This is a genomic window from Xenorhabdus japonica, from assembly GCF_900115195.1.
Classification (GTDB): Bacteria; Pseudomonadota; Gammaproteobacteria; order Enterobacterales; family Enterobacteriaceae; genus Xenorhabdus; species Xenorhabdus japonica.
Genome location: NZ_FOVO01000018.1, coordinates 1 through 13,236, shown reverse-complemented (window position 1 = coordinate 13,236; position 13,236 = coordinate 1). Strand labels below are relative to the sequence as shown.

The window sequence follows — 13,236 nt, the reverse complement described above, 5'->3', positions numbered from 1 at the left end:
ATTATGTATATATATAAAATAAAAGTATAATGCCCTAAGCACACACAATATGCTGTTTTTATTGAGTAAATAGCTTTTGAAATGGAATCTGATGCTAATTTTACAGGGGATCTCATGAAGACGATTTATAGCGAGAAATTGGAAGTTTTCACTGCTGGCCGTTGCACTTATATACCTTCACAGATGGAGAAAAGTAATATAAACCCTTCGTTATTAACGGAGGAGTTATCTGATGGAATTCACATAAACCGGATTCGTCTTGAACTGAATAAAGATTTTACAGAATATTGTGAAGGGCCGCCTACGGTATCAATTGCTTTTATTTTAAGTGGAAAAGGAAAAATGGCGATTGAGAATGGCGATGATTTAGATATTAATCCGGGAACAATGATTTTTTTCTATTCGCCTAAGATGACGCGTGGCATGAATTTCTTTGGTTGTGGAACATGGCGTATTCTTGATATTCGTTTTTCTCTGAACGAAATTGAAGCCCAGGAGTTACCATCTTTTACCCAATTAACGGCTGGTTTTGAAAAAAATGCTAGTTATAGTGATGTCTTGATGATGGCTCGTCCTATCTATCCACCATTTATGCAGATAGTTAATCAAATAGAGGAATGTCAATTAAATGGTAGCGTCAGAAAGGTTTATTTAAAGGCCAAAGCGTTAGAAATACTCGCTTGTGTGACTGCTCAAATTTATGACTGCCAATATAATGCAATTAATTGCTTGCAGCGACGAGCTGTTTATAATGCGATAAAAATAATTAACAGCGACTATCATTACCCTTGGACAATAAAATCGCTCTCAAGAGCAGTGGGTTTGAATGAGCGAAAATTAAAAGAAGGATTCCGTGCAGTTGTTTTTCGTACCTTCCATCAATATCTGGAAAATGTTCGTATGACTACGGCGGAAGATTTATTGAAAAAAGGGATGAGTGTCATTGAGGTTGCTGCCGCGGTGGGTTATTCCAGTCCAAGCCACTTTTCTAAACGCTTCCGGCAACATTATTTGATCAACCCTAAAGCATGGCAGGCTAAATATGCAGTGAGTTATACATTAAGGGCAGAACATATTACAGCAGGAAATCAGTAGAAGTTTTGAATGTGAGATCCATTTGTTAATTGGCATTAATACAATCAATTATATACCCTTCGTCTTTCAAGTTGCCTCTTTGTTGGTAGCGCTCACTCACTCCGGTTACACAGTGTTTTTTATGATTAAATTTGACACCCCCTGCATGGCAGGGGGATTTTTATTTTGAATATCTATTTCTGGCCTCGAAAAACCTGACTTACCAGCACTAACACGCCTATCAACAAATAAACAGCAAAAATGCCAATCAACCATTGGGGCATATCCAATGTTAAAAATTCCCACTGCCTAATTGAACAATCACCATAGGCCTGGAATACAGAAGGTAACCAATCATTTAACGGTAACCAAGAGGGAAATTGGACAAAGAACTCACAAATATTAAATGGAGAAGGGTGTAACTGCATCATGGTGTGATCCCATGCCAGTCTCAATCCTTGCCATGCGCTGTAAACCCACACTAGGATCGCCAGCCAACGTAAAGGAGTTTTAGGTGCAATTACCCCTAACAACGCAGCCCCCAAAATACCAAACAGCGCAACACGCTCATAAATACACATTACACAAGGTTGTAGTTGCATCACATGCTGAAAGTAGAGCGCTGTTGTTTCTAAGAGCAGAGCAGTCAGTGCCATTAATAACCATGAGCCTCGCCCTTGGGAGCTCGCTTTCAAAAATTGAAACATTTACTTTTTCCCCTCTATCTTTTCAATATAAATAATTGGGTTATTTTGCCGTCTTAGCTGCCATAAAAAAATAAAGAAACAACAATAAATTCGATTAATGATTACAGTGGAATGATCAAACCGAGTTTGACGAGATATTCAGTGGCAGGTACTAACCAAAATTCAACACATAATAGACCTACTAGTGTCATCACAATGGTATAAGGTAGTGCCATCATTACCATACGCCCATAAGAGAGACGAATCAGTGGAGACAAGGCGGAAGTCAGCAGGAACAGAAAAGCCGCTTGCCCATTTGGGGTTGCCACAGATGGTAAATTAGTTCCCGTGTTGATGGCAACAGCTAAATATTCATACTGTTGTTGTGAAATCAGACTATTTTTCAGAGCCGTCAGGGCTTCATTAATGTAAACCGTGCCGACAAAGACGTTATCAGAAACCGTAGAGAGCAACCCATTGAACAAATAGAATAAGGAAAGTTGTGAAGTAGGTGACGATTGCAGGACAAATTGAATAAATGGCGTAAACAGTTGTTGGTCAACAATCACGGCAACTACAGAGAAAAATACGGTTAACAAAGCCGTGAATGGCAAGGCTTCTTCAAACGCTTTACCCAATGAGTGTTCTTCGGTAATACCACAGAATGCGGTCGCTAAAATAATGACTGACAGACCAATTAAACCCACCTCAGCTAAATGAAAAGCCAGTGCTACTATCAACCAAATGCCGATCAGTGCCTGAACGACAAGCTGAACTTTTTCTTGGCGGGTGCGTTTTTCACTGGCTTTTTGGTCATAATCTTCTAAGACAGAGCGAACCCGCTCAGGTAATTCAGCACCATAACCAAACAATTTAAAATGTTCGACCAGCAAACAGATCAGTAAACCAGAAATAAACACAGGAATGGTGACGGGTGACATACGGATGAAGAAGGTAACAAAATCCCAGCCAACATGTTTGGCAATAATCAGGTTTTGTGGTTCACCGACCATTGTCATTACGCCGCCCAATGCCGTACCAACTCCTGCATGCATCATCAGGCTACGCAGAAACGCCCGAAATTGCTCCAACGTCTGTTTTTTATCTTTACTGTCAATGACATTATCATCATTCAGCTCAGAGCTGATATTGTGAGAAAAGAATTGGTGATAAATGGCGTAAAACCCGACTGACACACTGATGACAACTGCAATTACAGTCAGGGCATCAAGAAAAGCGGACAAGAAAGCACTGGCCAGAGAGAAGGCCAGCGCCAGCATTTTTTTGGAGCGGATATTTAACAGTAGCTTTGTGAAAACAAACAGCAGTAATTGTTTCATGAAGTAAATACCCGCAACCATGAAAATCAGCAATAAAATGACTTCCAGATTGTTGGAAATTTCATGGCCTATCTGTTTTGGCGAAGTCATTCCGATGATGACGGCTTCAAAGGCGAGTAACCCACCGGGTTGCAGTGGATAGCATTTTAATGCCATTGCTAATGTGAAGATAAATTCAACAACGAGCATCCAGCCAGCAATAAAGGGACTGACAAAGAAATAAACCAGTGGATTGATGATAAGAAAAACAATGATAGCTAATTTGTACCAATCCGGCGAATTGCCGAGAAAGTTTTTCACCACTGCACGTTGGATACTGATTTCCATTATTATTAATATTCCTCTTTGTGGGTATGTGGAACAAATCTAAACAGCCATATAGAAATTTATTGGCATAGTACGCTCAAAACGAGAGCAATTTAAGGGTATTAGCACATAATTAATCCGCGAATGATTGCATTTTTTTATGAACCCTTTCACTCTTTCGCGGTTTATTTAGCAGGTAGCTATGTCGGACAAACACATTCTGGTATGATCAACGGCTATTATTAGCCAAGAAAACTGCTTTGGAATAATTAAAATTATGGTAATTAAGGCTCAAAGCCCTGCTAATTTTGCGGAAGAGTATCTTATTGAAAGTATTTGGAATAATCGCTTTCCTCCAGGTTCCATACTGCCAGCAGAACGTGAATTATCTGAATTGATTGGTGTCACCCGTACGACTTTGCGTGAAGTGTTGCAGCGACTTGCCCGTGATGGTTGGTTGACTATTCAGCATGGAAAGCCAACTAAGGTTAATAATTTCTGGGAAACATCCGGTCTTAATATTCTGGAAACGTTGGCGCGTCTTGATCATGATCGCGTTCCTCAGTTGATTGATAACTTATTGGCAGTGCGGACCAATATCGCAGCCATCTTTATCCGTACCGCATTCAGGCTTAATCCTGAAAAGTCACTGGAAATTCTGGCGGAAAAAGAAAATGTGGAAGATACCGCAGAGTCTTTCAGTTCTGTAGATTATGATATTTTCCGTGGCTTGGCTTTTGCTTCAGGAAACCCAATTTATGGCTTGATTATTAATGGACTAAAAGGGTTGTATACCCGCGTTGGTCGTTATTATTTCTCCAGTCCTGAAGCGCGTAAGCTCGCATTGAATTTCTACCAGCAATTACGTTTACTGTGTCGGGATAAATCCTATGACAAAATCATGGATTGTGTACGTAATTATGGTAAAGAAAGTGGTATTATCTGGCATGGTATGCAGAGCATTATGCTCAATGAATTAGCTGAAGGCTCAATGCATTAACAGAATTACGTCTTGGTTGGTTAAACTCTTCGTTTTTTGATTACCTCGCTCTTGATTGCGTTTATTTACCCCAGTTGTATAGTTATATAATGGTTCGGTCATATAACGCCTAATAATATGATGCGAAATTATCTATATTTCTGGGGTATTTCTCTAATCACTGCTTAACATATGTGTACTATTCAGATTTTTGGCGTATTAACCGACGTTGAAAATCTTCCCAACTGTGTATTTCAATTTTTTAAATTATTATTCTATTTAATTAATATTAAAACAAAATTAAATTCCATCAATTTTACTTTGTTTGGTTTGGTGTGAACTTTATTTTGTGAGCGAAATGTTTCTTTTTTTGCCATCAAATTACTTTGATAGATAGAGAGTGAATGGATAAGTGGAATTTTTATCTTATTTATTTGATTTAATTGAATTTATATCAAATTCCTTCGTTTTTCAAGTAAATTAATTGGTTATGTTTTGTAATAAAAATGTGATTTAAATCTTAAAAGTTAATTAATTGTGCTGCAGTCTATTATTCTATATTGGTTTTTTATGCTTAGCATATTATGCTTGAAGATATTGCTTACCAGTAGGGGGGAGAATGAAGGTTCTTATTTTAGGCAGCGGAGTTATTGGCGTAACCAGCGCATGGTATCTTGCACAGGCAGGCCATGAAGTTATCGTCATTGATCGCCAGAATAGTGCTGCGGAAGAAACGAGCGCCGGTAATGCCGGTCAAATTTCACCAGGGTATGCGACCCCTTGGGGGGCACCAGGGATCCCACTAAAAGCAATCAAATGGATGTTTCAACGTCATGCGCCTTTAGCTATTCGCCCTGATGGTTCTCTGTTTCAATTACGCTGGATGTGGCAAATGCTGCGTAATTGCGATGCAAGCCATTACGCAATGAATAAAAGCAGAATGGTACGTCTGGCAGAATATAGTCGGGATTGTATTAAGCAATTAAGGGAAGATACCGGGATCCAATATGAAGGGCGCCAGGGAGGAACTCTGCAATTGTTTAGGACTGCCAAGCAATTTGATAATGCCGCCAATGATATTGAAGTCTTAGAGCAGGAAGGCGTTCCTTATCGTCTATTGACTGCTGAGCAATTAGCTACAGTGGAACCAGCACTGGCCCATTCTTCTCATAAACTAACGGGTGGACTGCAATTACCGAATGATGAAACTGGTGATTGTCAGGTTTTCACCAAAGAATTGGCTAAGATGGCAGAAGATATTGGCGTTAAGTTTATATTCAACAAGCAAGTTAAACAAATTTTGGTAGACGGAAATAAAGTCACGGGTATTCAATGTGATGATGGCATCATGACAGCGGATGACTATGTGGTGGCAATGGGTTCTTATTCCACTGAGATATTGAAAGATTTGGTTAAAATCCCGGTTTATCCGATGAAAGGTTATTCATTGACGATGCCGATTATGGATGAATCAAAAGCACCCACCTCAACTGTACTGGATGAAACTTACAAGATTGCCATCACGCGTTTTGACAATCGTATTCGTGTTGGTGGCATGGCGGAAGTGGTCGGATTTAATTTGAATGTCCCCCCAAATCGTTGTGAAACGTTAAAAATGGTTGTACAGGATCTATACCTCAACGGTGGCAATATCGCGGAGGCGTCATTCTGGACAGGCTTGCGTCCTATGACTCCGGATGGTACTCCTATCGTGGGGCCAACCAAGTATGCGAATCTCTATTTAAATACTGGACATGGAACATTGGGTTGGACAATGGCCTGTGGTTCAGGGAAGTTACTGGCTGATTTAATTTCTGGTAAAGAGCCTGATATTGCGGCAGATGATCTCTCCGTATTCAGATACATCAATGGATTCAATATAAAAGTGTTTCCAATGAAGCCTCATTTACATACTGCATAAACTATAAGAAGGGGTCGTCATGCCACGTCCTATTTTGGCAACGATCTATCTCAATGCATTCCGTCATAATCTGTCGATTATTCGCCAAAGAGCGAGTAACAGTAAAGTCTGGTCGGTAGTCAAAGCGAATGCGTATGGGCATGGATTGGACAGAATATGGCAATCACTCATGCGGACAGATGGATTTGCACTGCTTGACATGAATGAAGCTATTTATTTAAGGGAGCAGGGATGGCAAGGGCCAATCTTGCTATTGGAAGGTTTTTTCAAACCAGCGGATTTACAGATTATCAATAAGTACCGTCTGACGACCGCAGTACACAGCCATTGGCAGTTAGATGAAATAGAAAAAGCAAAATTGGACAATCCTATTGATATCTATTTGAAACTTAATAGTGGCATGAATCGGTTGGGATTTATCTCAGAAGAGTATCCACAGATAGTTTCAATGGCGAGAGGGATTAAAAATATAAATTCCGTGACTTTGATGAGCCATTTTGCCAACTCGGATAATGAAGTTGGTATTGATGGACAGTTTGCGGTTATAGAACGTTTGCAAATGAACTCACTTCCTCATTGTCTGGCGAATTCTGGCGCTGTTTTGTGGCATCCGAAAACACATAGGGATTGGATACGGCCGGGCATTATTCTTTATGGTGCATCTCCGAGCGGAAAATGGCGTGATATTGCCGATATCGGGCTGAAATCAGCCATGACATTGCAGAGTGAAATCATTGCGGTGCATGAACTTCCCAAGAGAGAAAAAATTGGCTATGGCAGTCGCTACACGACTCAGATGCCCATTCGTGTAGGCACAGTCGCCTGTGGCTATGCGGATGGATACCCGAGGCATGCTCCAACAGGAACCCCTGTCATGGTTGATGGTATTAGAACTCAATTATTGGGCGCTATTTCAATGGATATGATGACGGTTGATTTAACTCAATGCCCTCTGGCCACTATAGGTAGTACTGTTGAATTATGGGGAGAGAGTCTACCAGTAGATGTAGTTGCAGAATCGGCAGGAACTATTGGTTATGAGCTTCTGTGTGCTTTAGCAAAGCGCGTTCCTGTCACGGTGGGTTAATCCTTTCTATATTCAGGCATTTTCAGGCATTTCTATCCTCTATTTTGGAATAAATGCCTGTTTTATATATACCGCCTCTTTTGAATTTTTTGCTATTTTCCCCCGCCGCTATTTTTCTCATGATTTCCACTTAATTGACTATTATTTCATTGACTATTATCTGAAAATTTACGACAGCGGATAACAACAGAAAGCCTGCCAGGATTGCCATTCTTAGGTCTTAATGGGTTATTAATACGTGCAGTTTCAATACAAGCCATATTCTTATAACCATCTTTGCTCATGTCTTTCATGCTACTGGAAAGAGCAGCACCAGGGTTCCAACATACAATATCGCTATGGTGATAGTGGTGTATTTCAATCGTTCGTTTCCAGACAGGATCTCTGAGCAGGCTAAAATCGTCCGGCTCTGTATAAATGCGATCGGTTCTTCCGCGGAAGATTAAATCTTCTTTGGTGTATTGCTCGCTATCGGTAAGGGTATCAATAAAATGAGAGCCAAGCCCACTGACCTGAATTTGATTGATGTCACTGACATTGAAATAAGAATGAAGAGCACAAGTGGCTTGATATTCACCGTGGGATTCGAATTCTATTTCGCAGGTTTCCCCTAATTTAAAGCGGGCAATCAGTGTGAACTCATGTGGCCATAACTTATGGGTATATGCATTGTCCTGTAATGTAAACGTCAAAATAACGCCATTTTCATGCTCATTATGAGCTTTGAGTTCCCAAGGCAATATCCGTGCAAACCCATGACTGGGGGTCGCAGACGAACCAAACCAAGGCCAACAGATGGGAATACCGCCACGAATGGCAGTGCCTGTACTAAAAATGGCTTTATCGCTTAGCCATAATATAGGTTTTTCATTACTGGGCTGCCATGTAATCAAGTGTGCACCTTGAATACTGATTGCCCCCCGGACTTTGGGATGGGAAACAACAACTAACGGAAAATTATCAATGTTTCGTTGGCTGATATAAGGAGAGATTTGTTCTACAACCGGTAATGAAAAAATTTTATCAAGCATCTGTCATGACCTTATGTAAACTTAAATTGGTGGTTGAACTAAAGGAAAATGATAGCTCAATATTTAGATACATAAATAAAAGCCACCAATAAACAGGTGGCTTCTGAACATGGATAGAAAACTCGATTATTTGGAGATGTGAGCAACCAGATCCAGAACTTTGTTGGAATAGCCAGTTTCGTTGTCATACCAAGAAACCAGTTTTACAAAGTTGTCGTTTAGCGCAATACCTGCTTTTGCATCAAATACAGAAGTCAGTTTTTCGCCGTTGAAATCGGTGGAAACCACATCATCTTCAGTATAGCCCAGAATGCCTTTCAGCTCGCCTTCCGCTGCTTCTTTGATTGCGTCACAGATTTCTGCGTAAGTTGCTGGTTTAGCCAGACGTACAGTCAGGTCAACAACAGATACGTTAGGAGTAGGAACACGGAAAGACATACCAGTCAGTTTGCCGTTCAGTTCTGGGATAACTTTACCTACTGCTTTTGCTGCGCCAGTGGACGATGGGATGATGTTCTGTGCCGCACCACGGCCACCGCGCCAGTCTTTTGCTGAAGGACCGTCAACAGTTTTCTGGGTTGCGGTTGTTGCGTGAACTGTAGTCATCAAGCCTTCAACGATGCCGAATTTATCATTGATAACTTTAGCCAGTGGAGCCAGACAGTTAGTGGTGCAAGATGCATTGGAAACGATATCCTGATCTGCATAGGCATTGTGGTTGACACCCATAACGAACATTGGAGTATTGTCTTTGGATGGGCCAGTCAGAACAACTTTTTTCGCGCCAGCAGCAATGTGTTTACGTGCGGTTTCGTCAGTTAGGAAGATACCAGTTGCTTCTGCAACAACATCAACACCCACTTCGTTCCATTTCAGGTTAGCTGGGTCTCTTTCAGATGTAACGCGGATGGTTTTGCCGTTAACAACCAACTGACCGTCTTTAACTTCAACAGTACCGTTGAAGCGGCCGTGAGTTGAATCGTATTTCAGCATGTAAGCCATGTATTCTGCATCTAACAGATCATTGATCGCAACGATTTCAATGTCTGAACGCTCTTGAGCAGCACGGAAAACAATACGGCCGATACGACCAAAACCGTTAATACCTACTTTGATAGTCATAGTATTCCACCAGCTATTTTTTTAGTGAATTAAAAGTTGTTTCTAAAGTTACCAAAATCTTGTCAGCCGTCAAGCGGAATCGTGTCAACAATTGAAAAACATCAATAGTAATCACTACCTGGACGCTTGCTATACAGCTGGTACAAGCTCTACGCACATCATTATCGGGGCATAAGGAGATATTTAAAGTTACCATCGGTTAGATATGTGAGATTTATCACAATTAGTAAGGTAAATTGCTATGTTGAATGGGTTAGAATGCGTTTTGACATTTTGTTGTTAATTTTTTGTTGTTTTCGACGATTTTTTATTGAAAATTTTGACCTTAAAAGGTGGTCATTATGACTAAAAGTCAAAACATTTTCTTTCCCATAGAACAGCTTAGTGAAATGCAACGCCATGTTACGCAAGAAGCAGGCACTGAGCCGTCATTTTCAGGAAAACTACTGCACAACAAAAAAAGTGGCATTTATCATTGTCTGTGTTGCCGCCAGCCATTATTTGTTTCTGATGCGAAATTTGATTCGGGATGTGGATGGCCGAGTTTTTACCAACCAATTAGTGAAGGTTCTATCACATATATTGATGATTATTCTCATCATATGCACCGGATAGAAGTGCGTTGTAGCCACTGTCAGGCACATTTGGGGCATGTTTTTCCCGATGGTCCCAAGCCGACAGGAGAACGTTTCTGTATTAATTCAGCAGCACTGCGTTTTGTTGATAAAGAAACAGGCGAAGAAACAGCTGGTTAATGTTATGACTGAATACTCTGAATCTATACTCTTCGTCTTTCAAGTTGCCTCTTTGTTGGCTGTACTCACTCACCCCGGTCACATAGTTATCTATGCTCCCGGGGGATTCGTTCCCTTGCCGCCGCGACGCATCTTGAAATCCATTGGGTATAAATAAAATATTGAATTAATAAGCTGAGGAAAAACGATTCAGCTTGGTTTTTGATAAAGTACAAAGGAAATATCAATGAAGTTGGATGATTTACTTTCCGCTATGACTCCTGAAATTTATCAGCGGCTAGTTCAGGCTGTTGAACTCGGGAAGTGGCAGGATGGTGTGCCACTCACACCGGAACAGAAAGAATATAGCTTACAGGCGGTAATGCTTTGGCAAGCAAAACATAATCATGATCCTGAACATATGACGATTGATACAAACGGTCAAATTGCTATAAAAAGCAAACAAGAGTTAAAAGCTATATTTCAGTCCGAAATACGCTTCGTTAGTCACCTATAGTTACTAATGGTCATATATAGATATTCGTTTGTTATTAATGCATTGATTTTAAATTTAATTTAATTTATTTTTTATTTTGATAGTCAGTAATAGTCACAAGCACACACCTTGTGTCACGAGAAATATGTACATAAGTGCGTACATAAACTACATTAAAAGCTGTATTGTTTTTGAGGAAAGTGATATGGCTATTACTGATTCATGGCTCCGTTCCACCAATGGTAAACCTCAAGAAAAAATGGTTACCAAATCAGATAGGGATGGGCTGTCTGTTCGTGTGACACCTAAAGGAAAAATTATATTTCAACTTAGGTATCGCTGGAACGGAAAGGGGGATCGAATTGACATCGGAACCTATCCAGTAACCAGCTTAAAAGATACCCGTGATTCAGTGACTTTCTATCGCGGGGAATTGGAACAACACCGCAACCCGAAAATAGTCAAGCGTGTTCGTAAAGAATTCGCCTTGAGAGCAGTCACTGTAGAAACACTGATCAGGGAATGATGGGCAGCAACAATGCAAGGCTCGAAGGTGAAAGCCGATGAGATTTTGCGTTCTTTCGAGCTTTACGTTTTTCCAAAGATTGGCGAATTACCTCATGATGAGGTAGCACTTCATGTCTGGCTTTCTTTAATTGAAGGCGTGACCAAGCGAGTGCCAGCAATTGGTGCTCGCATATTAACATACTCCAAGACTGCGCATAAATGGGCAGGGCAGTTCAGAGGGGGATGACTAATTTCATCCCGCTATCTGATGTGGAAAAAAGTGATTTAGTTGGAAAAAATACGAATGTCGATATTGAGATAGGTGAAAGAACCTTAAATGAAGAAGAATTAGCGATTCTTTTTCAGCTCATTAACTCCCCTAGATATAATCCACGTAATGCATTAATAATAAAATTATGTTTGTTATTTGGTTGCCGCATTGATGAGCTACTGAAAGCCAAAGTTAGCGACTTTGACTATGAAAAAGATATCTGGGTTGTTCCTCCTAAAAATCACAAGACAGGCAGAAAATCTAAAAAACCCATCATTAGACCTATTATTCCGGCAGCTAAGGAGTTAATTGAGCAAGCTAAGAAGTTAAATTGTGGAAGCGAATACCTGATTACTTTACTTAATGGTAACTCTTGCGCAGAAGGGTTGCATAAGTACATCATTATGAGGCTTAACAAAAAGATGGCCACTTATCTACCTGATTACGTCCATTGGTCAATCCACGACTTACGCAGAACCATGCGCACTGGGATATCTGAACTAACACCGCCTCACGTAGCTGAAATCATGATAGGCCATAAATTGCCGGGAGTGTGGCAGGTGTACGATAAGCACACCTACCTAGATGAGCAAAGAGAAGCCTATGAGCGCTGGTGGGAAAAGCTGACTAAAATTGTTTCCCGTCCTCCCAGTCAAAAATATCCTGCCGCAGAAAATTAAGCTGGTCAGATTTAAATCTGGGTTTTGGGAAGCCTTCTCTTTTTTGCTTCCCATTACCACACCACAATCTTATTGTATGTGGTTTTACGCCATATCGACCTGCCAGTTCCTTTGTTTTGATGTAGGGTGATTCTGTCATCACTCACCTCCTTTCTGATAACCGTTCTCCATAATTGCTTTCGCCACTCCTGCTGGAGTTGCCTTATCACTCCATGTTGCATCAAAAATAAGGCTGTTCAGTTCCGTACTGAGAATGTCATCCAAATTTCTTGGCCTTTCGGAGTAGGGCACCCCATCGGGCACCCCGTTCATAATATCGATAATGAGTTCAGCGATTTCCTTTTCTTCCCGTTCTGGCTTGCGGTATCCGGCCTGCCATACTGCATCGGTGATATCAGCAGGGTCACCCCAGACCGAAGCGATGATTTGGGTGAGGTGGAATGAGTTATTGATCATTTTCTTCCTCTACAAGCGTGGTGATTAGCTTGACTTTTATTCCCTGTGATTCTAGATAAGTCTCGCAGTGAGAAAATACCCCTGTTATATTCAATTCTCAATTCGTCATCGTCATCGCAGTCAAGGAAGCTGGGTAGTTCAACTGGAGTGTTGCTTCTTCCTCTCCAACCTTCCCAAGTAAAGCTTAATTCATCACTGTCAGTGACATAGTATTGGTATTCTTCATGAAAAAAGGCTTTTTCTAACTCTTCCTTGCTCCATGGATAAGTTTCTGTTAACCATTTTTCAAATTGTTCTCTACTACTCATGGCAGATTCTCCTTTGTTACTGGAGCAGGAATATCATCCATATAGCACCAGTGTGTGACTTCATCGTTTTCATGCTCTTCCCACTGTTGCTTTTCGGTATCCCAGTAGTCATAGCCTGCGCCTGAGATGGAACCAAAAGAAACATAAACAAGGCATAGAGGGCTAAAGCCGCCATCATCCTCTGGCATTCTTTCTTTGACACTGACCCAAGGAATTCCTTGAGTTTTCTTGTTTTCAT

Annotated in this window: 13 protein-coding genes and 1 pseudogene; 7 read left to right on the top strand and 7 right to left on the bottom strand. The window is 40.8% G+C overall.

Going from position 1 to position 13,236, the window contains the following annotated elements; all coding sequences use genetic code 11:
• Nucleotides 1-114: 114 nt before the first annotated feature.
• The gene (locus BM135_RS08815) at nucleotides 115-1,095 is read left to right on the top strand and encodes a helix-turn-helix transcriptional regulator (protein ID WP_092519388.1); all 981 of its coding nucleotides are present in this window, start codon (nucleotides 115-117) and stop codon (nucleotides 1,093-1,095) included.
• A gap of 173 nt (nucleotides 1,096-1,268) precedes the next feature.
• Here the strand turns inward: BM135_RS08815 and dsbB are convergent, their stop codons facing one another.
• Together dsbB and nhaB are read right to left on the bottom strand one after the other, a co-directional pair.
• On the bottom strand, nucleotides 1,269-1,781 hold the full coding sequence (gene dsbB / locus BM135_RS08810) for a disulfide bond formation protein DsbB (RefSeq protein ID WP_092519387.1): 513 nt from the start codon (nucleotides 1,779-1,781) through the stop codon (nucleotides 1,269-1,271).
• Between the two features lie 101 nt (nucleotides 1,782-1,882).
• Nucleotides 1,883-3,427, bottom strand: coding sequence for a sodium/proton antiporter NhaB (gene nhaB / locus BM135_RS08805; protein ID WP_092519386.1), 1,545 nt, complete (start codon nucleotides 3,425-3,427; stop codon nucleotides 1,883-1,885).
• Nucleotides 3,428-3,683: 256 nt separating this feature from the next.
• Here nhaB and fadR point away from each other — a divergent pair, with 256 nt between their 5' ends.
• From fadR to alr, 3 genes are all read left to right on the top strand, one after another.
• On the top strand, nucleotides 3,684-4,406 hold the full coding sequence (fadR, locus tag BM135_RS08800; protein WP_092519385.1) for a fatty acid metabolism transcriptional regulator FadR: 723 nt from the start codon (nucleotides 3,684-3,686) through the stop codon (nucleotides 4,404-4,406).
• 598 nt (nucleotides 4,407-5,004) lie between these two features.
• Complete coding sequence (locus BM135_RS08795; protein ID WP_092519384.1) at nucleotides 5,005-6,306, top strand: D-amino acid dehydrogenase; 1,302 nt, start codon at nucleotides 5,005-5,007, stop codon at nucleotides 6,304-6,306.
• A 19-nt stretch (nucleotides 6,307-6,325) separates the two neighbouring features.
• Nucleotides 6,326-7,393: an alanine racemase gene (alr, locus tag BM135_RS08790; RefSeq protein ID WP_092519383.1), complete on the top strand. Its 1,068-nt coding sequence runs from the start codon at nucleotides 6,326-6,328 to the stop codon at nucleotides 7,391-7,393.
• 146 nt (nucleotides 7,394-7,539) lie between these two features.
• On the opposite strand, the gene BM135_RS08785 is transcribed toward alr, so the two are convergent.
• Together BM135_RS08785 and gapA are read right to left on the bottom strand one after the other, a co-directional pair.
• Complete coding sequence (locus tag BM135_RS08785) at nucleotides 7,540-8,424, bottom strand: D-hexose-6-phosphate mutarotase (RefSeq protein WP_092519382.1); 885 nt, start codon at nucleotides 8,422-8,424, stop codon at nucleotides 7,540-7,542.
• Between the two features lie 126 nt (nucleotides 8,425-8,550).
• The gene (gene gapA / locus BM135_RS08780; protein ID WP_092519381.1) at nucleotides 8,551-9,546 is read right to left on the bottom strand and encodes a glyceraldehyde-3-phosphate dehydrogenase; all 996 of its coding nucleotides are present in this window, start codon (nucleotides 9,544-9,546) and stop codon (nucleotides 8,551-8,553) included.
• 341 nt (nucleotides 9,547-9,887) lie between these two features.
• Between gapA and msrB the strand changes: the two genes are divergently transcribed.
• The 3 genes and pseudogenes from msrB to BM135_RS17945 all read left to right on the top strand — a co-directional run bounded on the left by msrB (nucleotide 9,888) and on the right by BM135_RS17945 (nucleotide 12,234).
• Nucleotides 9,888-10,301: a peptide-methionine (R)-S-oxide reductase MsrB gene (gene msrB / locus BM135_RS08775; RefSeq protein ID WP_092519380.1), complete on the top strand. Its 414-nt coding sequence runs from the start codon at nucleotides 9,888-9,890 to the stop codon at nucleotides 10,299-10,301.
• A 226-nt stretch (nucleotides 10,302-10,527) separates the two neighbouring features.
• Nucleotides 10,528-10,797, top strand: coding sequence for a YeaC family protein (locus tag BM135_RS08770; RefSeq protein WP_092519379.1), 270 nt, complete (start codon nucleotides 10,528-10,530; stop codon nucleotides 10,795-10,797).
• Nucleotides 10,798-10,981: 184 nt separating this feature from the next.
• Nucleotides 10,982-12,234: pseudogene (locus BM135_RS17945) on the top strand (tyrosine-type recombinase/integrase).
• Between the two features lie 138 nt (nucleotides 12,235-12,372).
• Here BM135_RS17945 and BM135_RS08755 read toward each other — a convergent pair.
• From BM135_RS08755 to BM135_RS08745, 3 genes are all read right to left on the bottom strand, one after another.
• Complete coding sequence (locus BM135_RS08755) at nucleotides 12,373-12,690, bottom strand: hypothetical protein (protein WP_092519377.1); 318 nt, start codon at nucleotides 12,688-12,690, stop codon at nucleotides 12,373-12,375.
• Nucleotides 12,687-12,998: a phiTE_015 family protein gene (locus BM135_RS08750; RefSeq protein ID WP_092519376.1), complete on the bottom strand. Its 312-nt coding sequence runs from the start codon at nucleotides 12,996-12,998 to the stop codon at nucleotides 12,687-12,689. The genes BM135_RS08755 and BM135_RS08750 overlap by 4 nt, the downstream gene beginning before the upstream one ends.
• Nucleotides 12,995-13,236 (bottom strand): DUF551 domain-containing protein (locus tag BM135_RS08745; RefSeq protein WP_139204094.1); only part of this gene is annotated, 242 nt, incomplete at its 5' end. The genes BM135_RS08745 and BM135_RS08750, both read right to left, overlap by 4 nt.